This is a genomic window from Geomicrobium halophilum (assembly GCF_014207655.1).
GTDB lineage: Bacteria > Bacillota > Bacilli > Bacillales > Marinococcaceae > Geomicrobium > Geomicrobium halophilum.
In genome coordinates this window covers 234,292-259,139 of sequence record NZ_JACHHJ010000003.1, presented here as the reverse complement: position 1 = coordinate 259,139, position 24,848 = coordinate 234,292, and the positions used below count along the sequence as shown (strand labels likewise).

26 protein-coding genes and 1 riboswitch are annotated in these 24,848 nt (G+C 42.9%); of the genes, 13 read left to right on the top strand and 13 right to left on the bottom strand.

Features of this window, described 5'->3' with window-relative positions; all coding sequences use genetic code 11:
- Positions 1 to 120: 120 nt before the first annotated feature.
- Positions 121 to 603, top strand: a complete 483-nt coding sequence (locus HNR44_RS11710) for a DinB family protein (RefSeq protein WP_184404465.1) — start codon at positions 121 to 123, stop codon at positions 601 to 603.
- A 135-nt stretch (positions 604 to 738) separates the two neighbouring features.
- Here the strand turns inward: HNR44_RS11710 and HNR44_RS11705 are convergent, their stop codons facing one another.
- Complete coding sequence (locus HNR44_RS11705) at positions 739 to 1,626, bottom strand: hydroxymethylglutaryl-CoA lyase (protein ID WP_184404464.1); 888 nt, start codon at positions 1,624 to 1,626, stop codon at positions 739 to 741.
- Between the two features lie 253 nt (positions 1,627 to 1,879).
- On the opposite strand from HNR44_RS11705, the gene dhaK reads away from it, so the two are divergent.
- From dhaK to HNR44_RS11660, 9 genes are all read left to right on the top strand, one after another.
- Positions 1,880 to 2,857 carry a dihydroxyacetone kinase subunit DhaK gene (gene dhaK, locus HNR44_RS11700; protein ID WP_184404463.1) on the top strand — a complete coding sequence of 326 codons (978 nt, stop codon included), beginning with the start codon at positions 1,880 to 1,882 and terminating at the stop codon, positions 2,855 to 2,857.
- Between the two features lie 14 nt (positions 2,858 to 2,871).
- Positions 2,872 to 3,486, top strand: coding sequence for a dihydroxyacetone kinase subunit DhaL (gene dhaL, locus HNR44_RS11695; protein ID WP_184404462.1), 615 nt, complete (start codon positions 2,872 to 2,874; stop codon positions 3,484 to 3,486).
- Entirely contained in the window at positions 3,483 to 3,875 is a 393-nt protein-coding gene (gene dhaM, locus HNR44_RS11690; RefSeq protein WP_246407358.1) for a dihydroxyacetone kinase phosphoryl donor subunit DhaM, read from the top strand. Before dhaL ends, dhaM begins: the two co-directional genes overlap by 4 nt.
- 140 nt (positions 3,876 to 4,015) lie before the next feature.
- A complete protein-coding gene (locus HNR44_RS11685) occupies positions 4,016 to 4,948 on the top strand; it encodes a polysaccharide deacetylase family protein (RefSeq protein ID WP_184404460.1) in 933 nt (310 codons plus the stop codon).
- 219 nt (positions 4,949 to 5,167) lie between these two features.
- Positions 5,168 to 5,297: riboswitch (FMN riboswitch) on the top strand.
- Positions 5,298 to 5,438: 141 nt separating this feature from the next.
- Positions 5,439 to 6,530, top strand: coding sequence for a bifunctional diaminohydroxyphosphoribosylaminopyrimidine deaminase/5-amino-6-(5-phosphoribosylamino)uracil reductase RibD (gene ribD, locus HNR44_RS11680; RefSeq protein WP_184404459.1), 1,092 nt, complete (start codon positions 5,439 to 5,441; stop codon positions 6,528 to 6,530).
- The gene (locus tag HNR44_RS11675) at positions 6,511 to 7,152 is read left to right on the top strand and encodes a riboflavin synthase (protein ID WP_184404688.1); all 642 of its coding nucleotides are present in this window, start codon (positions 6,511 to 6,513) and stop codon (positions 7,150 to 7,152) included. Before ribD ends, HNR44_RS11675 begins: the two co-directional genes overlap by 20 nt.
- A 14-nt stretch (positions 7,153 to 7,166) precedes the next feature.
- Positions 7,167 to 8,363, top strand: coding sequence for a bifunctional 3,4-dihydroxy-2-butanone-4-phosphate synthase/GTP cyclohydrolase II (locus tag HNR44_RS11670; protein ID WP_184404458.1), 1,197 nt, complete (start codon positions 7,167 to 7,169; stop codon positions 8,361 to 8,363).
- A 12-nt stretch (positions 8,364 to 8,375) separates the two neighbouring features.
- On the top strand, positions 8,376 to 8,846 hold the full coding sequence (ribH, locus tag HNR44_RS11665; protein ID WP_184404457.1) for a 6,7-dimethyl-8-ribityllumazine synthase: 471 nt from the start codon (positions 8,376 to 8,378) through the stop codon (positions 8,844 to 8,846).
- Between the two features lie 226 nt (positions 8,847 to 9,072).
- A complete protein-coding gene (locus tag HNR44_RS11660; protein ID WP_184404456.1) occupies positions 9,073 to 9,843 on the top strand; it encodes a class I SAM-dependent methyltransferase in 771 nt (256 codons plus the stop codon).
- A 102-nt stretch (positions 9,844 to 9,945) separates the two neighbouring features.
- Here HNR44_RS11660 and HNR44_RS11655 read toward each other — a convergent pair whose 3' ends face one another.
- Together HNR44_RS11655 and HNR44_RS11650 are read right to left on the bottom strand one after the other, a co-directional pair.
- On the bottom strand, positions 9,946 to 10,500 hold the full coding sequence (locus HNR44_RS11655) for a DJ-1/PfpI family protein (protein ID WP_184404455.1): 555 nt from the start codon (positions 10,498 to 10,500) through the stop codon (positions 9,946 to 9,948).
- Positions 10,501 to 11,018: 518 nt separating this feature from the next.
- Positions 11,019 to 11,390: a single-stranded DNA-binding protein gene (locus HNR44_RS11650; RefSeq protein WP_184404454.1), complete on the bottom strand. Its 372-nt coding sequence runs from the start codon at positions 11,388 to 11,390 to the stop codon at positions 11,019 to 11,021.
- A gap of 361 nt (positions 11,391 to 11,751) precedes the next feature.
- On the opposite strand from HNR44_RS11650, the gene galU reads away from it, so the two are divergent.
- Positions 11,752 to 12,618, top strand: a complete 867-nt coding sequence (gene galU / locus HNR44_RS11645; protein WP_184404452.1) for a UTP--glucose-1-phosphate uridylyltransferase GalU — start codon at positions 11,752 to 11,754, stop codon at positions 12,616 to 12,618.
- Positions 12,619 to 12,730: 112 nt separating this feature from the next.
- Here galU and HNR44_RS11640 read toward each other — a convergent pair whose 3' ends face one another.
- The 3 genes from HNR44_RS11640 to HNR44_RS11630 form a co-directional block, all read right to left on the bottom strand.
- On the bottom strand, positions 12,731 to 13,420 hold the full coding sequence (locus tag HNR44_RS11640; protein ID WP_184404451.1) for a DUF4956 domain-containing protein: 690 nt from the start codon (positions 13,418 to 13,420) through the stop codon (positions 12,731 to 12,733).
- A 136-nt stretch (positions 13,421 to 13,556) separates the two neighbouring features.
- Positions 13,557 to 14,327, bottom strand: a complete 771-nt coding sequence (locus HNR44_RS11635) for a VTC domain-containing protein (RefSeq protein WP_184404450.1) — start codon at positions 14,325 to 14,327, stop codon at positions 13,557 to 13,559.
- 259 nt (positions 14,328 to 14,586) lie between these two features.
- Entirely contained in the window at positions 14,587 to 15,645 is a 1,059-nt protein-coding gene (locus tag HNR44_RS11630) for a glycosyltransferase family 4 protein (RefSeq protein ID WP_184404449.1), read from the bottom strand.
- A gap of 253 nt (positions 15,646 to 15,898) precedes the next feature.
- On the opposite strand from HNR44_RS11630, the gene HNR44_RS11625 reads away from it, so the two are divergent.
- Positions 15,899 to 16,117: a hypothetical protein gene (locus tag HNR44_RS11625; RefSeq protein ID WP_184404448.1), complete on the top strand. Its 219-nt coding sequence runs from the start codon at positions 15,899 to 15,901 to the stop codon at positions 16,115 to 16,117.
- A gap of 25 nt (positions 16,118 to 16,142) precedes the next feature.
- A complete protein-coding gene (locus tag HNR44_RS11620; protein ID WP_184404447.1) occupies positions 16,143 to 17,537 on the top strand; it encodes a SpoIID/LytB domain-containing protein in 1,395 nt (464 codons plus the stop codon).
- A gap of 228 nt (positions 17,538 to 17,765) precedes the next feature.
- On the opposite strand, the gene HNR44_RS11615 is transcribed toward HNR44_RS11620, so the two are convergent.
- From HNR44_RS11615 to HNR44_RS11585, 7 genes are all read right to left on the bottom strand, one after another.
- Entirely contained in the window at positions 17,766 to 18,524 is a 759-nt protein-coding gene (locus HNR44_RS11615; protein WP_184404446.1) for an S-layer homology domain-containing protein, read from the bottom strand.
- Positions 18,525 to 18,601: 77 nt separating this feature from the next.
- A complete protein-coding gene (murJ, locus tag HNR44_RS11610) occupies positions 18,602 to 20,140 on the bottom strand; it encodes a murein biosynthesis integral membrane protein MurJ (protein WP_184404445.1) in 1,539 nt (512 codons plus the stop codon).
- Positions 20,141 to 20,172: 32 nt separating this feature from the next.
- Positions 20,173 to 20,649, bottom strand: a complete 477-nt coding sequence (locus HNR44_RS11605) for a glycosyltransferase (protein ID WP_184404444.1) — start codon at positions 20,647 to 20,649, stop codon at positions 20,173 to 20,175.
- Positions 20,646 to 21,119: a PssD/Cps14F family polysaccharide biosynthesis glycosyltransferase gene (gene pssD / locus HNR44_RS11600; RefSeq protein ID WP_184404443.1), complete on the bottom strand. Its 474-nt coding sequence runs from the start codon at positions 21,117 to 21,119 to the stop codon at positions 20,646 to 20,648. The genes HNR44_RS11605 and pssD overlap by 4 nt, the downstream gene beginning before the upstream one ends.
- A complete protein-coding gene (locus HNR44_RS11595; protein WP_184404442.1) occupies positions 21,116 to 22,210 on the bottom strand; it encodes a glycosyltransferase in 1,095 nt (364 codons plus the stop codon). The genes pssD and HNR44_RS11595 overlap by 4 nt, the downstream gene beginning before the upstream one ends.
- A 3-nt stretch (positions 22,211 to 22,213) precedes the next feature.
- On the bottom strand, positions 22,214 to 23,554 hold the full coding sequence (locus HNR44_RS11590) for an O-antigen ligase family protein (RefSeq protein WP_184404441.1): 1,341 nt from the start codon (positions 23,552 to 23,554) through the stop codon (positions 22,214 to 22,216).
- Between the two features lie 68 nt (positions 23,555 to 23,622).
- Complete coding sequence (locus HNR44_RS11585) at positions 23,623 to 24,753, bottom strand: polysaccharide pyruvyl transferase family protein (protein ID WP_184404440.1); 1,131 nt, start codon at positions 24,751 to 24,753, stop codon at positions 23,623 to 23,625.
- Between the last annotated feature and the right edge of the window lie 95 nt (positions 24,754 to 24,848).

Genomic DNA, 24,848 nt, shown 5'->3' with positions numbered 1-24,848 from the left:
AGCCCCTTTTACAGAAAAATGTGTCCTTTTATTGTAACATGAATCACGAACCCAGACGTTTGCAAACAAACATAGGTTCCAGTATCATCCAAAGTAAGTGACGACATTGGAGGGATTTTTATGTACCGAAAAGTGACTGACTTTATAAATGAATGGACAGCTGAAACGGAAAAAACAAAGCAAGTCCTTCAATCCATAACAGATGAAAAATTAGACCAGTCTATCGCAGAGGGGCACAATACGCTTGGCTGGCTAGGCTGGCACTTAGCGGTCACACCGACTTTTTTGCTTAGTCAAGCGGGCATTGAAATTATCCCTGTCGGTAAACAAGAAGATGAACCAAAACAGGTAAAAGAAATTCAGGCAGCCTATGAGAAGGTTGCAGACAGTGCGAAGCAGGCAATTGAAGCTGGACTCACGGATGAATCACTGCTTGAAAATGTGAACTTCCTGAGCAGTGAGGCGCCAAGAGGTGCAGTTTTACGCACATTAATCAATCATCAAACCCATCATCGTGGAGAAATGGTCGTTCTGCTCCGCCAGGCAGGTCTTGAAGTCCCTGGCCTTTACGGACCCACAAAAGAACAAATGGACAATATGTAAGAGGTTGTTCAAAAAGTCCGGAAAAATCGCTTGCGTTCCGGCGCTCGGTCTCGTCGACCTACTCGGCTCTTTTTGAACACGCACTGTAAAAGAAAGAGCCGCTCGCCGAGAGCGGCCTTTTTTAGGGCGAATGGTTTAACTTGCAGCCCCTGCCTTCATGACCATACCAGGAAGTGTTTTTTCCATGACTTTTTCCAGCCACCGAGAAGTAGATAGCATTGATTCAAGTTCAATGCCAGTTCTAACGTTCATCTCCTGGAACATGTGAATCATGTCTTCACTAGCGACGTTCCCTACAGCATTTGGGGCAAATGGGCAGCCGCCAAGGCCGCCAAGCGCGGCGTCAAACCTACGTACCCCAGCTTCATAGCCCGCAGCAACATTTGCAAGACCTAGTCCGCGTGTATTATGAAAATGAAGCCCGAGCGGTACCTCATCGCCGAACTTATCCTTAAATGCAGTGACCATTTCGCGCACTTGCACTGGGTTTGCCATTCCCGTAGTATCAGCGAGGACAATTTCCTGCGCACCAACGTCAAGAAACGTCTCCGCGACACGAAAAACACGATCCCGATCAACCGCCCCTTCATAAGGGCAGCCAAAAGCGGTGGCAAGCACAGCAGCAGCGGGCCGGCTGGCTGCACTGGCATCTTCAATGACGGCGGTTAGCTCTTCTACTCCTTCATCCACGGTCCGCCGGGCATTTTTTAAATTAAACGTATCACTTGTAGCCGCGACGATATGCAGAAGATCAACTTTCGTAGAAAGGGCACGTTCTAGTCCAGATCGGCTTAGTACGAGCCCGGCATAAGTAATGGCATCATCTTCGGGGAGAGCTTCCATCACTTGTTCGGCATCTGCCATTTGCGGAACAACCTTAGGGTTGACAAATGAGACGGTTTCGAATTTTTGCACACCTGCTTGAATGAGCTGATTAATGAGGGCTACTTTGTCTTCGGTAGATACATGTTTTTTTTCATTTTGAAGACCGTCTCTGGCGCCGACTTCGCAAAGTTGGATCATATCAAATTTCCCCTTTTTAGTGAGTGTTCAAAAAGACGCAGCCTTCGAGCCTCGTGCTTGCACCATGAAAGCATTCACTTCTCACGAATACGTCAGCTATTTTCCCGGACTTTTTGAACAACTTATTTACTTTATATTGTAACTGAAAGCGCTTATAGAAGCTATGAGTGCGTGAATGGCTCGGCAAAAATGAGGGTTGTTCTCCCTGGGGTAACGGGTATAGAAATGTACAAGCTATCACTGGAGGGATACGATGAAAAAATTAATGAACGATCCTGAACAGATCGTTACGGGATTTCTAGAGGGTTTGGTAGCTGCTAATAGAGAGCAGCTCCAACGTCTTGAGGATACGGATGTGATCACACGACGTGTATTAAAACCACAAAAAGTCGGCATTGTAAGTGGAGGTGGAAGCGGTCATGAGCCGGCGCATGCGGGGTATGTAGGAGCAGGAATGCTTGATGCCGCCGTAGCTGGTGAAGTGTTCACCTCTCCTGGGGCAGATCAGTTTCTGTCCGCGATTCAGGCGGTGGATCAGGGGGAGGGAGTCCTGCTGCTCGTAAAAAATTATAACGGGGATGTTATGAACGTAGAGATGGCTCAAGAAATGGCTGAAGCTGAAGGAATCTCTACGGAAATGGTGATCATAAATGATGACGTAGCAGTGTCAGATGTTAAGCAGCGTCGAGGTATTGCTGGAACGGTGCTCGTGCAGAAAATCACAGGCGCACTTGCAGAAACAGGCGCATCTTTGAAAGAAGTGAAAAGAGTAGCAGAAAAAACGGTGAACCAAACCCGAAGCATGAGTGTTGCTCTTACCCCTTGTACATTACCAGCAGTTGGTCAACCGAGCTTTGATCTTGCTGATGAGGAGATGGAAGTCGGTATTGGCATTCATGGTGAGCGAGGCGTGGATCGCCGGGAAGTGGTGACCTCAGAAGAAATAGCTAAACTTTTGCTGGATCACATTCTTGAAGAAATTCCGGAGCAGATGCCTTTGGCTCTACTTGTGAACGGCATGGGCAGCACACCCCTCATAGAGCAGTATGTGTTAGCGAATGACACGATCAAGCAATTGGAGAAAAAAGACCGGGATGTACAGCACGCCTTTGTAGGGGAATATATGACAAGCCTTGATATGGCAGGAATATCTCTTACATTATTAGCCCTTGATGAGGAATTGTCGGGGTATTTACAAGCACCCGTACAAACCGTGCAATGGAAGCAATAAAAAGGAGGTCTTCCATGAATGTAGAACAGGCAAAGCAATGGCTACGGCAAACATCAGCACGGCTTAGTGAACATAAGGATGAATTATCTACACTCGACCATGCCCTTGGTGATGGAGATCATGGGGTGAATATGCACCGTGGTTTTCAGGCGGTTGTAGAAGGTTTGGATGAGTGGGAAGACTTGTCCTTGTCATCCTTGATGCAAAAAGTAGGCAGTACACTCGTTTCCAAGGTTGGCGGCGCAGCAGGACCCTTATATGGTACGGCCTTTATGAGGATGGGAGCTGCATGGAAAGGGATAGAACAAGTGAACGGTTCAGCATGGTCGGAGGGGCTTAGTAAGGCCGTGGAAGGTATCGCCCAACGCGGAAAAACGAGCACTGGTGATGGAACGCTTTTGGATGTCTGGTCCCCTGTCGCTGAAGCTTTCACTGAAGGGGAACCGAGCTGGGATAATATCGAAAGTGCCGCTTATAAAGGGATGGAAGCTACTGAAGAAATGGTTGTAAAAAAAGGACGAGGTGCCTTATTAGGTGAACAATCGGTTGGTCATATCGACCCCGGGGCTGTATCCAGTTATTATCTTTTTCAAGAGCTGGCGAACACGATGAAAGCAGGTGAACAATGATGGAAGAAAATAACGTCGCGTTATTATTCGTCTCGCATGTTGAGGCTTTAGCGGAAGGGGCCCGCGAGTTATTGCAACAAGCCAACCCTGATGTTGGGATTTATTCATGTGGAGGGCTCGAAGACGGTGAAATCGGTACAAGCATTGATCGGATTGAGGCTTCCTTGAATAAGATTGATTCAGAAACCGATGTGCTCGTTTTTTATGATATTGGAAGTGCAAAAATGAACGCGGAAATGGTGCAGGAAATGCATGAAGAAAGAAACATTGTCATCAGCGATGCTCCAATGATTGAGGGAGGGTATGTAGCTGTGATTACGGCTGGTCTTGGTGCCTCCCTCGAGGAAGTTAAGCGGGACGCAGAGGAAGGATATAGTAAGGGAGAGTAAACGAATCCCCCCATTTACAGGAGGTGGATGAACGGGGGCTTATCAGCAAAATGCTCGCCTAAAATCGTTCGCTACATGTGCATGTCCAGGGACACATACTTTTTCTTTTACAGGAAAAAGTAATCCTGGAGGTGAAAAGCATGCGCATGCTGAAATTATTTCTCGTACAACTATTTTTGTTGATTTTACTGATCGGTTGTAATGGAACTGCGGAAGGTCCTGGATACATCAAACATGAGGAATCTCCTGAAAATGAGGACTTGGAAGATATAGAAGACTCGTTGGATGTGCAGGAGATTGGTCATGGTCAGCAAACGACAGATGAAGATCAGGAGCAAAGCTCTACCAAAACCTATGACCAAACCCCTGGATTGAGAGGAGGGTCCGAGCAAGAAGCTCGAGAGCCCAACCCGGTTGATAATTTTGAACTGCAGCAAGCCTTCCCTGACGTGGTAGCTTTACAAGGGCCTATGGATGAGATGGAAATGGCATTGACGTTCGATGATGGGCCGGATGAGGTGATCACACCAGCTGTATTGGACAAATTAGATGAATACGATGTAAAAGCAACTTTTTTTCTCATTGGTGAACGGGCTGAAGCTCATCCGGATATTGTTCAACAAATCGTGGACGAAGGACATATGATTGCCAATCACAGTTGGGATCATCCAAAATTTACTGATATCTCCAACGAGGAAGTAGAGGAACAAATTGACCGGACCGAAACCGCTCTCCATGATATTACTGGTGAAGCCGTACGTATGTTTCGACCTCCTTATGGTGCACAAAATGAAGACACCGTTCGTACTGTAGGAGCATTAAATTATTCAAATGTCATTTGGTCGCAGGATTCTTTGGATTGGAAAGAGATGGAGGCAGAAGATACGGCCGACAATATACTAAGTGATATTACCTATGGAGCAATCGTTTTGCAGCACAGTGCTGGCGGGGAAGACGATGAAGACTTAATGAATACGGTCGAGGCTTTGGATAAAGTGATTCCGGAATTAAAAGATGATGGAATAGAATTTGTTACAGTGGATGAATTGTTGGACATCCGGCCGTACAGGTAGCAGGCTAGGGATAAAAAGTGACAAGCCCTGTGATTTCAGTCAATGGGCTTGTCAAATTACATGATTTGGGTCATTCCTCAATAAAACTGATTCCATGAGCCATAGTTATACTACTTTGTAAACATATGTATGATGGAAACGTAGGAACTCATATAATACGAGCTACTTGATCATTTTTCATGAAAGTGATAATGTTTAATTTAACATTTTAATAATCGTTCAAAACTTCGGGGCAGGGTGAAAGTCCCTACCGGCGGTGACAGTCCGTGACCCGGTTTGCGTAGGCAAAACGGTGGATCTGGTGGAACTCCAGAGCCGACAGTGAAAGTCTGGATGGGAGAAGTTGAGAATTGCGTAGAACCAAGCTTTTATGCTTGATTTATACGCGATGCCTTATAATACGTGTAATTCGGTACGTATATAAACCTATTTAACCCCGGAGTTTAAGTAACTCCGGGGTTTTATTTGCCCTAAAAAAGGGAGCGTTATTATGAATGATCATTGGTATATGAAACATGCGTTGCAGTTGGCTGCTGCAATGAAAGGACAGACGACACCAAACCCGATGGTGGGCGCGGTTGTTGTGAAAGATGGCATGATCTTGGGTACCGGTGCCCACATGCGTGCCGGCGAAGATCATGCAGAAGTTATAGCGTTAAGAATGGCTCCAGGACACACAGATGGGGCGACGATGTATGTAACGCTTGAACCGTGTAATCATTTCGGCAAAACCCCTCCATGTACACAAAAAATTATCGAGGCAGGAATTAAACGCGTCGTCGTTGCTGGAAAAGATCGAAATCCACAGGTAGCTGGCAGTGGAATTGATACACTTCGTAAAGCGAATATTGAAGTTGAAGTAGGAGTGCTTCAGGAAGAAGCAACGAAGCTCAATGAAGCTTTCTTTCACTACATGGAAACGGGAACACCATTCGTGACGGTAAAAACTGCGGCAACGCTCGATGGAGAAATGGTGACACCTAATGGAGAACCAAGGTGGATTACTGGGGAGACAGCTCGAAAGGAAGTTCACCAGCTACGGCATGTCCATGACGCGATTCTCGTTGGAGTTGGAACAGTACTTAGGGATAACCCGTCCTTAACGACGCGCTTGGAAGTCGACGGGAGAAACCCGGTTAGAGTGGTACTCGATCGATCTTTAAAAACACCATTGGATGCACAACTCGTCATAGACGAAAAGGCTCCCTTGTGGATATTTACCGAAGTGGAGAGTACAGACGAGAGAGTTTCTCTGTTGCGGGAAAAGGGGATCTACGTTTTCTCAATAGACTCGGTTACACCTCAGGCTGTACTTGAAGAACTCGGACGTTTAAATATACAGACTGTGTTGGTTGAAGGGGGTAAAACCATCAATGATGCGTTCATTTCCGCGCATCAAGTTCAGCGTTATATTACGTATATTGCCTCGAAATTGTTTGGAAATGTAAATGCTTTCCAATCGGATGTTTCTACAAACGGAGCAGTCAATCTTGAAATCGAAGAAGTAACGGTAGTTGGTGATGATGTGAAAATTACAGCCAAACATAAAGAAGGTGTAGATGATGTTCACCGGTCTAATTGAAGAAGTAGGCATAGTTGAAGATATGGCGCAGACAGGGAATAAAGGTCGCATAACCATTCAATGCAGCCATGTACTAGAAGATGCGAATATTGGCGATAGCATTGCTGTCAATGGTGTCTGTCTCACGGTTACATCTGTGGATAAGAGGCAATTCACTGCTGATGTGATGGCAGAAACAATCAAAAGTACAGCTTTATCTCAACTTAGAAAAAACCAACAAGTCAATTTGGAACGAGCAATGGCCGCATCTGATCGCTTTGGTGGTCATATAGTATCCGGTCATATCGATGGCATTGGAGAAATTATTCGGCATACAGAGGGTAGTGAGGCGACGTATTTTCAAATACAAACGTCACATGAGCTGCTTCGTTACATTGTAAAAAAAGGTTCTGTCGCTGTGGATGGTATTAGTTTAACCGTTGCCGATGTGGACACGAAAAGTTTCACGATTGCGCTTATCCCCCATACCCTTAGAGCAACAAACCTTGGCGTCAAATCCAAAGGGGATGCCGTTAATATCGAATGCGATATTATCGGAAAGTATGTGGAAAAATTACTCAAACCGAAAGAGGAGCCAGATGCTACCATGAGTGATCTTCTCGAAAGAAACGGATTTGTATAAAAGGGGGAAGTTGCATGTTTGATTCGATTAAAAAAGCGATAGATGCGCTGGGTGAAGGAAAAATGGTTATCGTTTGTGACGATGAAGATCGTGAAAATGAAGGTGATATACTAGCTCTTGCTGATTCAGTAACCCCTGAAACCATTAATTTCATGGCTAAACACGCCCGCGGTTTAATTTGTACACCGATCACTGGGGAGCGGGCCAGAGCTTTGGCATTGCCTCAAATGGTCAATGACAATACAGATCCACATGGCACAGCGTTCACTGTTAGCGTTGATCATCATGATACAACGACAGGCATTTCTGCAGCCGAACGTGCAAAAACGGTTCAAGCACTTGCGAGTAATGCCATACAAGCTGCTGATTTCAAACGTCCCGGTCATATTTTTCCTCTTGTCGCTCAGGATGGAGGGGTTCTTAAGCGAGCAGGGCATACAGAAGCGGCTGTTGACCTCGCTAAATTGGCTGGTTCGAAATCTAAAGCTGCTGTAATTTGCGAAGTGATGAATGCCGACGGAACGATGGCTCGGGTGCCTGATTTAAGAATCTTCGCTGATGAGCATCAGCTACCAATGATTACAATCACCGATTTAATTCATTACCGGCGTAAACATGATACACTCGTTCACCGAGAAGTGGAGACCGCACTTCCCACTAAATTCGGTCACTTCCGGGCGATTGGTTATACCGACGTTGATGAAGGGCAGGAAAATATTGCCCTTGTCAAAGGAGATGTAGCAAATGGAGAGCCTGTACTTGTCCGTATTCATTCTGAATGCATGACCGGTGATGTATTTGGCTCGGAGCGTTGTGATTGCGGTCCGCAATTGCATGCCTCCCTTGAAAAAATTGAAGAAGAAGGCCGAGGGATCGTGCTTTATATGCGCCAGGAAGGTCGAGGCATTGGTTTAATGAATAAGCTCCGTGCCTACAAATTACAGGAAGAAGGTTTTGATACGGTAGACGCTAATGAGCAGTTAGGCTATCCAGCTGATTTGCGTGATTATGGTATCGGGACCCAGATTCTACGCGATCTGGGCGTAGATTCGGTGCGGTTATTAACGAATAACCCCTGGAAAATCAGCGGTCTTGAAGATTACGGAATGAAAGTGGAAGAACGTATCGGCTTACAACTTCCCCATGTCCATAACAATGAATCTTATTTAAAGACAAAATTTCATAAGCTTGGGCATATGCTTGAATTTTAGGAGGAATGAACAATGGGAAAAACATTTGAAGGTCACTTGGTCGCATCAGGTTTAAAAATAGGCATCGTCGTCGCTCGCTTTAACGAGTTCATTACAAGCAAATTATTGGCAGGTGCTGAAGATACGTTAACTCGTCACGGCGCAAGCCCGGAAGATATTGATACTGTCAAAGTTCCAGGTGCATTTGAAATCCCATTTGCTGCAAAACAAATGGTGAAAAATCAGGACTATGATGTGGTCATTACCCTAGGAACCGTTATCCGCGGCTCAACCCCCCATTTTGATTATGTTTGCAATGAAGTCTCTAAAGGTGTATCCTCTCTATCTCTTTCGTCTGATACCCCTGTAATCTTTGGAGTGATTACAACAGAAACCATTGAGCAGGCGATTGAACGCGCTGGCACGAAAGCCGGGAATAAAGGGGCAGAAGCAGCCACCGCAGCGATTGAAATGGCAAATTTGACGCGTTCACTCAATGAATGATCCAAACCCACTCCGTGAAGTGGGTTTACTTGTTCTTGATCGTTGGCTGATTCCGTTGCAGGTGTAAATAGGCCTGGAAAGGGGCTATTATGAACGAACATAAGCAGGTGTCTGATTTAACGGGGGCGCTTGCCCATGGCTTTTGACTCCGTTTATTTTCAACTCCAATATGAATATGTTCTGCAGTTGAGAATACCAATGTAAAGTAAAGGATGTGGCTGCAAGGATGTGTCATCACAAAAAAGCTGTCCAAACAACATTCTCTCGTTCAGCAGGGAAATATGTAAGCAGTGCCCTTCATGCTAAGGGCGAAGACCTACAAACGCTTGTGGAAATGATGAAAACGACAGGGAAAGAAAAGGTGTTAGATATCGCTGTCGGGGGCGGGCACGTAAGTAATGCTTTAGCACCTAAGGCAAATGAAGTCATTGCAATGGATGTGACAAGGGAAATGCTCCAATCAGCGGAAGCATTTATCCGCGGAAACGGTCATGAAAATGTCCGTTATGTTGAAGGGGATGCGGAAAATATGCCCTTTGAAGACCGTGAATTTGAAATCGCGGTTTGTCGTATTGCTGCCCATCATTTTACTCGGCCAGACGTATTTTTAGAAGAAGCCTTTCGAGTGATCAAGGAAGGTGGTACTTTTTATTTGCTTGATAACACCGCACCTGAAATCAATGAATTTGACTCTTTTTACAATAAAATTGAAAAAAAGCGGGATCCGAGTCATGCCCGTGCCTGGAAGAAAAGCGAATGGATGGCCAAAATTGAAGCAGCAGGTTTCACAGTACAACACCTGCAGCGTTTTCCTAAAACATTTCACTTCCAGGATTGGTGTGACCGTCTAGACGTTTCGAACAGTATAAGAAAAGAATTACACCAGCAAATGATGGCATCCTCTAAGGCGATTCAAGGAAAATTTAAGATTGAGATGTCTGATGGTGAGGTTTCTTCCTTCAGCGGAGAGTCGGTGTTGTTAAAAGCGACTAAATGATTTTGTAGTGAAAATGTTCATTATAATCCAAACATGGAAATCGTAAAACCATTATCTTTCTTAGAGGACAACCGTTCAGGCCACGAGTTGTCCTCTAAATGTTTATTGAATTTGGCGCATGAACTCCCGCATAAATCCGGGGAGATCATCCCAGGCATGTCCAGATACGAGGTTATCGTCAACATAAACTTTTTCACTCCTGAACTCTGCGCCAATGGCTTCAACATCAGGCTTACATGCAGTATATGCAGTCATTTTACGCCCTTTTAAGCGGTCCTGGGTAACAGCTGATAGTAGTTGTGCAGCGTGACAAATGGCTCCAACCGGCTTATTTTCGTCCAGAAAGTGGTTAACGATGTCAGGAACGTTGTGATCCATGCGGATATACTCAGGTGCCCTTCCACCTGGAATGATCAATCCAATGTAATCAGACGGAGTGACATCTTCAAAGGGGATGTGACTTTTCAACTGATACGAGGGCTTTTCAATAAAAGTTTCATAGCCTTCTACAAAATCATGGTTCACAGTGTACAGTGTCTTTATCGACGGCGCGGCAATGTCAGCTTCCAATCCAGCTTCGAGAAGACGGTAATACGGATAAAAAACTTCCAATGCTTCAACAGCATCCCCGGTTAATATCAAAACTTTATTTGCCATTTTTCCCACCCTTTCTTGGCAGGTAAGAAGTATAAATCAACTTTCTTATCTGCATAAGTACAACTAAGACTTTCGCCATAAAAGCATGGCGAAAAGCCAAGTTTTCTACATGATTCTTTTCCCTATTGGTGAAGCCCCAAAACATGTTAGATGAACGTTTATTTAAACATAAAAAAACCGTCCCTACTACACCTAGGATAGGAACGGTGTGCCATTGGAGGATTCAATCTCTAGAAGTATGTTCGGAGCATGTGTACACGGAGGGATCATTGAAGGGTGGATCGAAGATTTGTTGGCACAATTCATGACTGATACACAAGGCTATGTTCGTTGTTTTTCTCATTATGTGCTCGTCAGGGGAAAACGATCAGCTGTCCATCTTTAACGTAGCCTTGGTATAGGCGTATAAAAAATTAGCATTAGGATCTTGTGAGAGAGCCCCAAGCATTATCAGGCACACAAGGAAGTTATATCGAGAATGGTTTTTTAGGTGATGATTTTCCTTGTGGCGTCTCGTTTCATGATGAAGACGTCTGTTTGACGGGTGAATCTTCCTGATGATTTGTTGTAGGTTGAAGTTTCAGAAATTGCACATCCTCGCCGATGACTTCTGTCATAAACACTCTTTCATCATGTTTATTGGTGAACTGGCGGGTCTGAATGCGTCCTGAAATACCGATGAGTGAACCTTTTCGGCAATAATTTGCGGTGTTTTCAGCTTGTTTTCTCCAAATGGTACAAGGAATGAAATCCGTATCATACGTACCTTCGTTGTTCTTAAAACGTCGTTGAACGGCGATAGACAACTTTAAAAAAGAGACTCCTTGATTGGTAAACATGAGCTGTGGGTCTTTCGTTAATCGGCCAGTTAAAGAAACTTGATTTAACAAACTTTCACGACCCTTCTTAATAACATTTGAAGTACAAGGCTAGGTAAAGGAAAATACATAGGCGGGAGTTAAAAGTGGAAATTCGAAGGGTTTGCAAAAGAAGATAAAGACTTTTTCGTTACATTAACATTTCCCCCTTTCTTTAAATTCACATTAAATATAACATAAGTCCTAGTATTTTTGAATATATAATCGAAAAAATTATTAAAAAATGGTGGTATGGTGATTCCTCGTTATGTCCAATGTTGCAAGTGGTATGGAATTAATACGTGATTGGTATCTTCTAATATAAGCTTCTCCTCATTCTTCTTGTTCGAACGGGTGCCCCATCTTATAATGTTCGTAGGGAGGAGTAGATGTCATGAAGATAAAAAAAGCAGTGATTCCTGCTGCAGGGCTTGGCACACGATTCTTACCGGCGACGAAAGCGTTACCAAAAGAAATGTTACCTGTTGTTGACAAACCTACGATCCAATACATTGTTGAAGAAGCAATTGAATCTGGGATTGAGGATATTCTTATTGTGAGCGGCCGGGGAAAAAGGGCTATTGAGGATCATTTTGATAAATCGTATGAGCTTGAAGAAACGCTGGAACGTAATGAAAAATGGGAACAGTTAGAGCAAGTAAAGGAAATCTCGAACATGGTCAACATTCACTATGTTCGGCAAAAGGAACCGAAGGGATTAGGTCATGCTATTGCTTGCGCCCGAACTTTTATTGGAGAGGAACCGTTTGCGGTCATGCTCGGTGACGATATTGTTCGCTCGGAGGATCCCTGTTTAAAACAACTCATGGAGATTTATGAACAAAGGGAAGTATCTGTATTAGGAATTCAAAATGTTGCGAATGATAAAGTGTCAAAGTACGGAATCGTTTCAGCTGTAAATGGAGATGCGGATTCGGATATTGTCAGCGTCGCTGATCTTGTTGAAAAACCTTCAAAAGAAGAAGCACCTTCAAATTTAGCGATTATGGGTCGATATGTACTCACACCTGAAATTATACCTATTTTAGAAAACTTGCCTCCAGGAGCAGGTAACGAAATCCAGCTAACGGATGCGATTAAAGTTTTGGCGGATCAACAGGAAATCACCGCTTATCGTTTTGGTGGTGAACGCTATGATGTAGGGGATAAAGTTGGCTTTATTCAAGCTACCATAGATTTTGCGTTAGAACGTGAAGATTTAAGTGAGGACATTAAGGCTTATATTCGTGAAGTATTATAAAAAGAGACAATCTAAAAAGCCTCAACAAGCGATCCCGTACCACTTTTTAAAGTGATACGGGGTGATTTTTGGCGCAGCCTTTTTTGTGTCTAGGGAACATAACAGATAGTGATTAAGCATCAGGGTTGGCAATGCCAATGGAGACTTTTAAGTTGGCATTTAATTGCCGAATGGCATCGATAAATTCTTTATCGGTGACATTTTCTTTTGTCGTAATTAAATAAGTAAGTTGATACATCGTGCCTAAGTTCGTGGTTTCAACTGTGGTCAACGTGTAATGGTCCAAATAACGATCAAACGTTTCTTCAAATACTCCTTCGTAATGCATATTTTCAGGAATAGTCACACGCATTCTTTTTTGAACCGACTGACCGCCGCCGTAATCAGAGAGATGTAATATATAGATAATGATGGAGACGGTGATCGTAAAGAGAATTGCTAACAAATAGAATCCAAGACCAGAAGCGATTCCGGCTGCCATCCCAAAGAAAATAAAGGCAATATCTTTAGGGTCACTCATCGCGCTTCTAAAACGAATGATCGAGAAAGCACCAACGAGACCGAATGCAACGGCAATATTATTCCCAATGACGATCATGATAATAGAGACTACAATAGACATGATAATGATCGTATGTATAAACGACTGGGCATACCGTGCACCCTTGTGAGTTTTCTGATAGACAAAAGTAATGATTAAAGAGAGTACAAAAGATAATAAGATTGCTAAAAAGCCCTCGATGATTGAGCTTTGCGTTGTCATATCTGAAAGATTATTCAGTTCTTCCAAAAAAGCATTCATGTTCATTCTCCTTGATATTAGACCACCTAAATCATATTCAGACATCCTTGTCAGGAAAAGCTTAAGCGTCACAAATTAATTATGTATCCCGAAATGATTGTTTACGACATTTGATGCCTAGGTGGCTGGATCAAGTTTAGATGCTGATTCCAGCCACATCATGTTCCGGTCTTGCTGGTTCATAAGGCCTAACAATTCCATTTGCCATATCAATGCTTGTGCAAAATTTAGATACTGATTTTCGTTCACACTCAAATTCACTTAACATTCTTGATAGCCAAAAAGGTACGCTATTGGACACCTTTACTTCCATAATGACCATGTTCGGATCGACGAAAAGATCCCCCTCCGGGCCGTCTTCAATCTGTAAATTATCGCTGCGCGTCATTAAGTTAAAATCAAATGTTACTCTTAAGTCAGGTTCTTCAATCCCAGCCAAGGCTTGCCGGTCGTAACTGACGACAACTTGTGGCTCTAATTGATACAGACCGCTAAAATTATTAACTTCCCTGAGAATCTGTTGGTTAGAGACATTATAATATTCTTCATGCTTACTTTTGTGATAAATGAAATCATAAGCGTCTGCCAGTGTGATTATCGTTCTTCGTTTATTAACAACACGATTATATTTTTGTTTGAGTTCCAAAAACGAATCACTCTCGGGGCTTGCTGATCCATATACACGTAAACGGAGTTTTTGGCGAAAGTCCAGTTTGTTCCGGGTTTCGTAGTATATTTTATCATCGGCGGAATCAAAATATAGGCTGACGATGTTGTAACAACCATTGCTATCACCGTAGGGGTCGAATGTCATTCGCTTTTGAAGGTGTCTCGTAATTTCTTGATATGCTTCATAAGGGATGAGGTACTTTAATTCATAACGTTGAAAAATTTCAAGAGCTTCCACAGTAAGCCTTCACCACCTTGTTGTAAGATCAAAATGGGCTTATAACATACCGTAGTCGCTGTAAATGTACAGCGACCTTTAATTGTAACCATTCGTTTATTATATCATTCGTACTCATTGATGTCTTCAAATTTTTAATATTTCACGTATTGTAATCCTTCTCTATTATTTCTGATAATTCAGCAATGGACATAAAAAACCATAAGCAATTTTTAAATCCTCGCTTACGAGCAGAAGGGGAGAAAAATCCTTACAATCATTAACGGCGGATTAAGCTTCCCCCTAAACGATGAAAAAATCTCGTGAAAGGTTTGTATTCTTGATTGACGAGCCCCACTTTTTCTGCACCGAGTTCAATTAGGATGAACAATGTAATGGCAACAAAAGCGGTTACCCATAGTGTTGAGATAGTAAGGACAATGGCCGATAACCCGAATATTGCACTCATGGCGTAGATCATCAAGACCGTTTGTTTATGAGAAAAGCCTAAGTTTAATAGACAGTGATGCAAGTGTGATTTATCGGCTGTTGACAAAGGAGTCTTATTGACGATTCTGCGGATGATTGCAAAAAACGTGTCCGAAATGGGCACTGCCAATAAAATAACCGGAACAAGCAATGAGAACACGGTAATATTCTTAAAACCTAATAAAGCGATGACCGAAATCATAAAACCAAGAAATAAAGCGCCCGTATCCCCCATAAAAAGTTTGGCCGGATTGAAGTTATGGACAAGGAAACCGAGTGTACTGCCAAGCATAATTGCTCCGAGAGCCATGACAAAAACATTTTGATCGATAACTGCGACGGCCGTAATTGTAAGTAGAATAATGGATGAGACACCAGCTGCAAGACCGTCAAGCCCATCGATAAGATTAATTGCGTTTGTTATGCCAATGATCCATAACAGGGTAAGAGGAATGCTTAGCCACCCTAACTGCCATTGGTAATCAAACGGTAAATTAATAAATTCAATGTGTACGCCTCCTGCGACGACGACAACAGCTGCGGCAATCTGCCCTAATAGTTTCCATTTTGCGGATAGTTCAAAGAGATCATCGAGAAAGCCTGTAAGTGTTATGATCAAAGCCCCAATCACAATAGGAATGATAAAAGGGTGTTGTGGTTGTGCGATAAAAAGCCCAATAATAAAGGAGATGAAAATGGCCAAACCGCCGATACGGGCCATCACTTTTTGGTGAACCTTTCGGTTAGAGGGTTGATCGGTTGCTCCAATTTTTATTGCAAATCGTTTAACTAATGGTGTTATAACGAGAGTTGCAATGAAGCAGACGATCAAAGACGTAGCCGTTACCATACCTTGACCTCCAATTTTACCATACCCATATTAAAATGGATTCATCATGAAAAGTTGAATTAAACGTTACTATTTTTTACCTTGAATCATTATAGCATAAAACAGTCAATAAATATGTTTTTTACATGATTTTATAAATGATCTTTTTAGCATACCCGTTCTGTCAAGGGATATTTTACCTAATGAAATCTACAATTCTAGTGAAATATTTGGTATAATTTTCATACATATATAACATCAGGAGGGTTGAAATATGATAAGAAAATTAGCAATTGGAGGTTCATTAACTGTTTTTGTTTTCCTGCTGGGGAGCCTGCTTATGAAAAATGACATGATTGCAAATGCCTCTCCTGTCATTGCCAGCGTGGACTGGGTGCTTGAACAACTAGCACCTTTCAGTGATCGCATTAGTGATCTGGAAGAAGAGATTAAAGAACTAGAAGAAGAAGTTGAACAGTTAAAAGCACGGTAAACAAAATAAGAGGTAGGTAAATAGCATGGGTATAAAACGGTCCATTACGAGCCTAATCGTTCTCATTGTAGGTGTAATCGTTTGGGAGGGGCTCGGCGATAAGCAGGTATACGCCATTGAGTATGATGAAACAGTGAATGTTCGGTTAATACCGTCACAAACTTTTACAGTAACGCCAAGTGGCTCTTATCGTTTAGTCAACCTTGATACGGGAAGACTTGTGAACTATAGTGGAACCATCGAATTTCGCTACTCGTCAACAGGCCGGGTGGGTATTCGTCTGAGCAGTAGTGACAGTCTCAAGTATTCAGCTCAAGGATTTCGTTTGGAAGAAGAAACAGCAGAGTATGGGCAAGACTTAAGTATTACCAGTGTTCAAGTGGCAGGTGCCCATCGATTCACAACGAACAGATACCGCGGATCATTGGAAGTTCGCCCGGCATTAGAAGGCGAAAGTCGTTTACGGGTACATAATTTGCTTGATATTAACGACTATTTGCGTGGAGTAGTGCCTAGAGAAATGAGTGCTAACTGGCATTTGGAAGCATTAAAAGCGCAATCCGTAGCCGCTCGAAACTTTGCCAAATCTGCCATGGATACAAAACCATACCTTGTTGATACAATCATAGACCAAGTTTATGTCGGCAAAACTGGTGAACATAGTCGTACAAACCAAGCGGTTGATGAAACGAGTGGTGAGTATGTAACCCACAATGGTACTATCATCAATGCGTTTTATCATTCTAGTTCAGGAGGTCATACAGAGAATAGTGAAAATGTATGGGTGAGTAATGTTCCTTACATACGCGGAGTAGAAGATTCGTATGACAGTCACCCTAATAATCCACGTCATCGCTGGGAAAGCAGCATTTCTGCCTCTGAGATGGGGGCGTACTTGTTCGGTGATGGCTGGACTGTCACGGATATCCAAGTGACGGATCGAAGCCAAGCGGGCCGAGTTCAGCAGCTTACGATTTCGGGTGCCCATGGTGACACCACGGCAGTGAAAACTGTTCCTGAAGGCAGTAGTTCAGCTGACTCCATTCGTTCTGCACTCGGCCTAACACTCAATAGCACACTGTTTGATGTAAGGACGGATGGACAAGCCAATATGGAAGTACGGGTCGCAGGAGGAGGTACGGAGAATGTCGGTTCATTAAATGGTTTAGAAATGGTATTGGCGGATAATGAAACCACGATATTATCAGGGTACAACTTGCCAGTACGGACGAGTGATGGAGTGGAGTATGTAAACCATGCTAGAAAAATGGACGAGGCAATCACATTTACCGGTGGCGGCTGGGGCCATGGACTTGGCATGAGCCAGTGGGGTGCGCTAGGAATGGCTGAAGCAGGATACACATACGGTGAGATTTTGAGACATTACTATACGGATGTTCAAATCGAACAAAGGAAATAAAAATCGTCGGGACGGACTTCGTTTCTGCGGTTGAGATTGGCTACTCAATGGGGATAACCATTACAAGGGATAATATATTAAATGAAGGGGTTATCCCCAAATAGGATAAGCAATTAGCTAGCTCTCAAAATAATCCCGTATCACTTTAATAGTGGTACGGGATCGCTTGTTTTGGGATTCAAATTTCGTAAATAACTTTGGATACAGCCTCTGAAATGACCTTTCATCCTAACGAAAGGATTCCTCTGTCGTTCTGGCCATAAAAAGTGCAAATTGAGCGCGGCTGGTTGCTTCATTCGGGCGAAAAGCACTTTCAATGGTGGTTGTTATATTCGCATCTGCAATACGGTTCACTTCAACGTAACCAGAGGTATTTTCATTCATATCTGTGAAAAGGTGATGGCTAGATGCTTCTGGAATTTTCTCTGGCATTGCTCGAACGAGTACACGAGCCATTTGCGAGCGTTTGAGGGGTGCATTCGGCTGCATTTCTCCCTTATGACCATTCATGATGCCGTGATATTCCATTGCGCGAAGCTCGTCATAATATTCGTTGCTAGAAGATACGTCAGTGACCTGTAGTTCATAATTGTCGGGGATAGAAAGGTTAAGTTCCCTGTCAATCATCGCTGCAGTTTGCCCGCGAGAGATCTCATTCCCAGGTCGGAAGTTCCCGTCTCGATAACCATTGATGGTTCCCCGCTCATATAAAAATTCAATTTCATCAAAGGCATGATAATGACTTTGAACATCGTAAAATGTACGGCCCTCACTGAGCAATTCCACTTCATCGGCAAGTGTATCCACACGACCTTCAACATCCTTCAAGTTACTGTCCATCGATTCCAATTCGCTTTCAACCCAGTCATCACTTGCGGCTTCTGCTTGTTCATCAGCGTCTGCATCAAGTTCAGAACAAGCAGTTACAAAAAAGGTGAATAGTAAAGGAATACTTAACAGCGGCCATCGGTGTTTTCTTAATTTCATAGAAGTCCTCCTTATCAGTTCAATATGTAGGGTGAAGACTAAACGGTCTCGGTTCCTTTACAAACGAAACGTCAATCTTACTGTTTTTTTCCTATTTTCCTATTCAAGGTCTCTCTTACATAATCGAGTTCAGGGAAGCGAAGAACGAATAACAAGATGGTAAATAATGATAAAAACACCACTCCGCCACTTAGTAAGGCGAAAAATGGGTTGGACGGATCGAATAGCGTCATAAATCCTGCTAAACCAATACATAGGCTGGCGACTAGGAGACCTAGTTTTCCAACAGTAATGAACATGGCTTTCCACTGGATGTTTTTTTCCCATTTTAGTATACCTCTGATCCCAATGAAGAGAAGGAGGAAATTACATCCTGCACTAATGGTTGTCCCCCATGCGAGTCCTACCGCACCGTAGGGTTCGATAAGAATAAAGTTAAGGGCTACATTTATTCCCAGTACTGATATCAGACTCACAACTAACGGGTAGATGGATCGTTCATATGCGTAGTAGAAACGCGTGATATACACGTTCGCTGCATGAAAGAACATCCCGATGATAAATACTTGCAATAGCGGAACCGCCATATCTGTTGATTCTTCGGTGAAGTTTCCATATTGAAAAATGGCACTTACAAGAGGCTCCGAAAAAAAATATATAAATACAGAGACCGGGATGATCGCAAGAGCCATCATATTTAAGCCCTGACCATAAAGCCTAGAAATACTGTCGTATTCTCGCTTTGCCACTTGTCTTGAAAGAAGCGGATATATCACCGTAGTTACTGCAGTCATCAGCACAGTTTGGGGCATTTGCACTAACTTAGATGTATGGTTTAACGCAGTTATAAACCCTTCATCCAGCCAGGATCCAAACATACGATGAAGTAAAAAATAAAGCTGTAGAGATGTACTCCCAAGCATAATCGGAATCATCATTTTCATCGTCCTCCCTAGTTCAGGGGAACGCTTTATACGAGGGCGAAAATGAAAAAATTGATTTCTTTTATTATAATAGACGAGAAACACAAACATTAAGATAGCACTTGCAATGGCCCCATATCCATGCGCAAAAGGGCCGAGCCTTGGAAAGAATACAATAGCTATAACCAAAAAAGAACCATTCATAATTAAGGTTGCTAATGCTGCTTTTGTGAAGCGGTTGTTAACATTTAACAATCCCATGAGCCACATGGAGAGAATTAAAAACAATGTTGCCGGTGCCATGACTTGAAATAGTTGGTTGGATAAATCAGCCGTTTTCGTATCTAAACCGGTGAATAATAAGTCAATCAGAGCATCTGAGAAAAAAACGAAAATGAGGGTTAAAACAATAAGTCCCAGCGAGAGCCAACCGAAAAAGGATTCTAGATATTTACGTTGCTCTATGGGATCGTTGATTTTGCTATATATCGATATAAATGCTGTTGTTATAGCGCCGCCTGCAACCACATATAGAAAGTTAGGGACAGTGTAAGCAATAATCACGCTGTCTGCCTGGTAGCTTGTGCCAAATTGATAGCTGGCAACCACCTCGCGAAAAAAGCCGATAAACCTTGCGAGAAGGTTAATAAGCGCGACGGAACCAATAATGGCTAATAACTGCTTTCCTTTCATAATCTCAGCCTTTCCAAAGGTGCTGTCGTAATCTAACTATCTTCGATAAAGCTTCTCAGCTTATTCAAAATCTTTTTCCTCCCGCTTTCAAAAGGGGCAGGAAGAAACCCTTCATTTACACTGTCCAGATCTTTGGCCAAATCACCGCTACTCAAAATATGCTTGGTTTCCACGAATTGAGCGATGATTTCTTCTTGATGATCATCATTATGCTCTCCATATTTTGAAAGCCGAGCACTAGCGATGACAGGTTTCCCTTTTTTAATGCCGGTAATCAGTGAGCCTGTTCCACCATGTGAAATAATCACACGCGCTTGATCATAGAGCTCATCCATTTTTTCGTAGCTAAAAAAGGGGGTGCAGTCTAAGTAAGAAAAATGTTCAACGGGCGTATGCCCATTCTGTACTAGAACCTTCTCTTGGATACTTCCTGTTTTAACAAGGTCCTCAACCTCTTGCAATAATCGTGTGAATGGGAGTTCTTGGGTTCCTACGACGACAAGTATCAATAAATCGACCCCCCATGTACGGCTTTTGGATAATGGGTGAGCATGCTTTCCCATTGGACGATGAAGAGGTCAGCAATTGGATAAACCATTCGGCCCGATAATGTCGGGGAGTTCGTTTTTGCAAAACTTTCGATGTAAACGACTTTTTTTCGAAAGAGTTTTGCGATGTAACACATCGGGACGGCTGTATGTGTTCCAGTTGTAATGACTACATTTGGCCTCTCGCAAATAAAAAGAAATAGGGATTTAAACACGTTATAGGAGAACTTGAAAAAATATCGAAACAGATAATTACGTGCACCATAGACAAGAAAAGACATTTGATAACGATCGGCCATTTTTTTCGTGACTTCTGTTTTTTCGGTGACTAAATGATAATCATATTCTTCAACGAGCGGTTGTAACTGCATCAGTTGGGTAAGATGTCCGCCAACCGAGGAAATAAGCATGATTTTCTTTTTATTTTTCATTGCGTTGATTTCTCCTCTACAGCTCGGTGATAGAGGTTAACGACCTCCTGGATAATACTTCGAGCATCAAAACTTTCTGCTTTCCCGAAGCCTGCGTTTATTTGACATTTTTGTACTTCTGAGTTTGAAAGGACTTCATCGATGGCTGAAGTTAAGGAGTCAATATTTTGGGGTTCCGCTAATGTACCCGCTCCTCCAGAAAGTAAAAAAGGCAAACCGCCCGTTCGGCTAGCGACAACAGGTGTTCCACAGGCCATGGACTCCAAGGCGACAAGTCCAAAACCTTCAATGTGCGAGGGGAGAATAAACAAGTCCGCATAGGTCATGTAACGGGCAACATCGTCCTGAGACTTCGGACCGTGAAACTGAACGCATTCCTCCAAGCCCAGTGTTTGAACAAACTCATGAAGTTTTTGTTCATAGTCATTCGATTTGGGGGCACCGACAAGGTGCAAGCGAACGTTTTGCCCATCGTAATACATTCTGGCGACAGCAGAAAGCAGCTCTTCAATACCTTTTTCTTTGATAAGATTACCAACAAAAAGAAGATGCTTTTGTTGACGATTGGTTTGAAAAGGATTTCGCTCATTTATTCGCGGGTAAAATATACTTCTGTCTACCCCCATATTCAGAAGGGAGACACGTTCTTCGGGAATGTTGTATTTAGATGTCACTTCTTTGTAGAGGTCAGGGCCTACCGTAATGACATGAGCTGCATCTTCTAAAATTCGTTTCGTTTGTTTTTTAAAAAAAGACCCCTTCTGTGCCATTTTATTCAAATCTCCACCATGTACGGTTACGATATAAGGGACCTTACGAATGCGATAATGTAACCGGGCGAGCCACCCTGATGGGAAGGCGTAGTGCGCATGAACGAGATCATAGTTTCTTGTGAAACGGAGGAGGGAATGGGTCACCCAGCGTAAATATTTTTTCAGAACATTCCATTTCTCAGTTCGAGGGTCACGAATGGCGGCTACAGTAAGATCCATTCCTTCCGCCTGTAAACCTTCAACTTGGTTTTTGACGAAGATTCCGAATGCGGGAGAAGAGGGGCTAGGGTACATATTACTAATCACAAGTATTCGCATTGGCTACGTCTCCTTTGCAGCAGTTTTACCCCGGTTGTACCAGTTCACAGCGATACCAAGGAATAGCCAGAAAAAGATCGAGATTGGCTGGTTTTCCCAGACGGTGGATAATGTGCCCATTAGCAGAAAAGCAATACCAAAGGCTAATACGAACACCGAAATCCAAAGAACGGCCGGGGAGAGACTTTCCGCCATGGATATCATCAGCTTGAAAATACGGAAGAATAAATACAAGAACAGGATCGTACCGATAATGCCGTACTCAACGAAGACATAAAGGGCGTTATTGTCAACCGTTGTCATATCATCTGGTATGTCATCCATCATAAACTCATGGAAAGGTGAATTAAAGAAAAATGCAGCGTTGCTCCCAAACATCCCGGGCCCCACACCAAAAATAGGGTTAAATGTAAAAACCATAAGTCCGCTTAAAATCATTAATACACGGTAGTTTCTTAAGAGATCGAATGTATTTAAGTTTCGTTGGGCGAAACCTTCCAGGAAAATCATAGCCAAACCGTAACCAACAATAAATAGAACCAGTAATGTAGCAGACGAAATCAGCATTATTTTAAAGGCTTTATTTTTTCTAAAGAGTAGCCCCAACAAACCGAAGCAGCCAATTAATGCCAGGAAGGCTTGCCTTGAAAACGTAAGCGTTAAAGCAATCATTAGTATTGAAAGCAATACGATATATAGTATTTTTGACTTCCGATTTAATTGAGATCGATACATAAATATGTACAGAACCGTTAAAAGAACAGCTACAATGATAAAAGCGGCAAGTGTATTGCTCGAGTCCATAAAGCCAAATGCACGGATTTCTTCTCCAATGGATACACTTCTTCTTCCTTCCATATCAGTAAGAGGCAAAGGGACACCCAGAATCACTTGTCCAATTCCAACTATCGACTGTATGACAGCCATACCAAGAATGACATGGAACAGGCGCTTCACCCAACTTTCAGGGATATCCAATAATAATACGATAATGGTAAGTAGAATAAATTGAAATATTGCGCGAACTCCCAATACCCCTTGGGCAAGCGGCACGTTGTTAATAAACATGCTGATCAACGCAAAACCGATAAAAAGAAGGAAGGCGAAATTGATTGGATTCTGTAATTTTTTAAAAATATGTTTACGGCCAATGTCAGGATGAAACAGGACATAGCCTAAAATCAGCAAGAGTAAACCTTCAGTTACGTAGCCGATAACACCGGGGAACGTATCCGACCATATGCGTGTGAACAGTAAGACGATGCTTGTCCAGACGACAAGGGCGAGAATGAGTGTTAACGCCAGCTGGTTGGCTCGTTCTTTAGGGTAAGAAAAGATGTTCATAAGGGAGGTCCACCATCTCTTTCTGAACTTGTGTTCTTAGGGCTCCTTAACAAATAATTTTACATACACTATCCATGTAACCACTCGTATGAATCAAGACTCCTGACGGCTTGATCTTGAATGGTTGATGATTTTCTTGCAAAACGGTTCTGTGTCGCTTCCCAATGATTCTGGAAATGATGAATAGAATGTATGATTCCTTCTTGAGAATTGGGAATTTCATGAGAGAACGGAGCTTCGTCCATCTGTTCCATGAAATGTCTTACTTTATGGTGGTACTCGATGCCAATAACTGGCGTGCACACCTTTACTGCAAGGATAAGGGAATGCAGCCTTGTTCCGATGACCACGTCTTGTTTAGCAGCAGTTTCTAAGATTGCATCTGGACCTAAATGTGTATCGATCAACGTAGCTGACTTTTGGTTGGTCATGGCTGCGTGGATATCCCTGCTTACATCTACATCCTCCGGGTATTTTGTAGAAAAAAAAGTAAGTGCAGCCCCGTGGGTTTCGATAATTTTGTCTGCAGCAGCAGCGATTCCTTTTATGTATTTCTGGTATTTATCCTCATCATGTGTCGGCCAGTATCTCTTACTGTAGTATGGAGCAGCCGTAATACCTATTCTTTGAATAGATGCTGTTTTCTCTTTGCTTGGAGCATTGGGGATTGCAAAAGCAGGGTCATCAATGACTGTTATATCTTGCCGGCCAGTTATATTTGATAAAAGACGCTGTGATTGCTCGTCACGTACAGTTACAGCATCCGCCTGTTTAACAAGACGTTTGATAAAAAACTTGCCAGCAGTGGTTGTAATCGGACCTGCCCCAACGGCGTGAATGAGTAAACGACACCCGCTTTTTTTAGCTAGACTCCCTAACGTACTATATAAAGGAGCATCGCGTTTGTACATATCCATAAGTAAGCCGCCGCCGCCAAGAATGACAACGTCAAGATCTGCCATGGTTTTCTTGGCTTGTTGACTTGTTGAAATTACTGAAGAAATTAGGGTGCCACGTTTTTCAAGTAAAGGGACGGCCTGTACTTGGAAACGTTCTTTCGTTTTATCTGGGTTATTACTAAAAATCACGATATTTTCTATAGAAACACCAATCTCTTTAAGTTGTGACAGTACACCCTGCAATATCGCTTCGTCACCATTATTATCATGGCCGTAATTACCGATAATTCCTATCTTCATCGGATCAACTCCCTTAAATTACACAATAACCCCGGATCTACGTGAGCGTTTCTGAAGCCCCGCGGAAAAGTGACATACACGGGAGTATCGAATCG

What these genes read in the sequence shown, in the direction of transcription:
- HNR44_RS11585 (WP_184404440.1), bottom strand. Translation starts at nt 24,753, where the DNA reads ATGAAGATAGGAATTATCGGTAATTACGGCCATGATAATAATGGTGAC.
- HNR44_RS11640 (WP_184404451.1), bottom strand. Translation starts at nt 13,420, where the DNA reads ATGAATGCTTTTTTGGAAGAACTGAATAATCTTTCAGATATGACAACG.
- HNR44_RS11660 (WP_184404456.1), top strand. Translation starts at nt 9,073, where the DNA reads ATGTGTCATCACAAAAAAGCTGTCCAAACAACATTCTCTCGTTCAGCA.
- dhaK (WP_184404463.1), top strand. Translation starts at nt 1,880, where the DNA reads ATGAAAAAATTAATGAACGATCCTGAACAGATCGTTACGGGATTTCTA.
- galU (WP_184404452.1), top strand. Translation starts at nt 11,752, where the DNA reads ATGAAGATAAAAAAAGCAGTGATTCCTGCTGCAGGGCTTGGCACACGA.
- HNR44_RS11685 (WP_184404460.1), top strand. Translation starts at nt 4,016, where the DNA reads ATGCGCATGCTGAAATTATTTCTCGTACAACTATTTTTGTTGATTTTA.
- ribH (WP_184404457.1), top strand. Translation starts at nt 8,376, where the DNA reads ATGGGAAAAACATTTGAAGGTCACTTGGTCGCATCAGGTTTAAAAATA.
- HNR44_RS11590 (WP_184404441.1), bottom strand. Translation starts at nt 23,554, where the DNA reads ATGAACATCTTTTCTTACCCTAAAGAACGAGCCAACCAGCTGGCGTTA.
- HNR44_RS11675 (WP_184404688.1), top strand. Translation starts at nt 6,511, where the DNA reads ATGTTCACCGGTCTAATTGAAGAAGTAGGCATAGTTGAAGATATGGCG.
- HNR44_RS11710 (WP_184404465.1), top strand. Translation starts at nt 121, where the DNA reads ATGTACCGAAAAGTGACTGACTTTATAAATGAATGGACAGCTGAAACG.
- HNR44_RS11625 (WP_184404448.1), top strand. Translation starts at nt 15,899, where the DNA reads ATGATAAGAAAATTAGCAATTGGAGGTTCATTAACTGTTTTTGTTTTC.
- HNR44_RS11620 (WP_184404447.1), top strand. Translation starts at nt 16,143, where the DNA reads ATGGGTATAAAACGGTCCATTACGAGCCTAATCGTTCTCATTGTAGGT.
- ribD (WP_184404459.1), top strand. Translation starts at nt 5,439, where the DNA reads ATGAATGATCATTGGTATATGAAACATGCGTTGCAGTTGGCTGCTGCA.
- dhaL (WP_184404462.1), top strand. Translation starts at nt 2,872, where the DNA reads ATGAATGTAGAACAGGCAAAGCAATGGCTACGGCAAACATCAGCACGG.
- murJ (WP_184404445.1), bottom strand. Translation starts at nt 20,140, where the DNA reads ATGAAAGGAAAGCAGTTATTAGCCATTATTGGTTCCGTCGCGCTTATT.
- dhaM (WP_246407358.1), top strand. Translation starts at nt 3,483, where the DNA reads ATGATGGAAGAAAATAACGTCGCGTTATTATTCGTCTCGCATGTTGAG.
- HNR44_RS11615 (WP_184404446.1), bottom strand. Translation starts at nt 18,524, where the DNA reads ATGAAATTAAGAAAACACCGATGGCCGCTGTTAAGTATTCCTTTACTA.
- HNR44_RS11595 (WP_184404442.1), bottom strand. Translation starts at nt 22,210, where the DNA reads ATGCGAATACTTGTGATTAGTAATATGTACCCTAGCCCCTCTTCTCCC.
- HNR44_RS11655 (WP_184404455.1), bottom strand. Translation starts at nt 10,500, where the DNA reads ATGGCAAATAAAGTTTTGATATTAACCGGGGATGCTGTTGAAGCATTG.
- pssD (WP_184404443.1), bottom strand. Translation starts at nt 21,119, where the DNA reads ATGAAAAATAAAAAGAAAATCATGCTTATTTCCTCGGTTGGCGGACAT.
- HNR44_RS11630 (WP_184404449.1), bottom strand. Translation starts at nt 15,645, where the DNA reads ATGGTAACGGCTACGTCTTTGATCGTCTGCTTCATTGCAACTCTCGTT.
- HNR44_RS11670 (WP_184404458.1), top strand. Translation starts at nt 7,167, where the DNA reads ATGTTTGATTCGATTAAAAAAGCGATAGATGCGCTGGGTGAAGGAAAA.
- HNR44_RS11705 (WP_184404464.1), bottom strand. Translation starts at nt 1,626, where the DNA reads ATGATCCAACTTTGCGAAGTCGGCGCCAGAGACGGTCTTCAAAATGAA.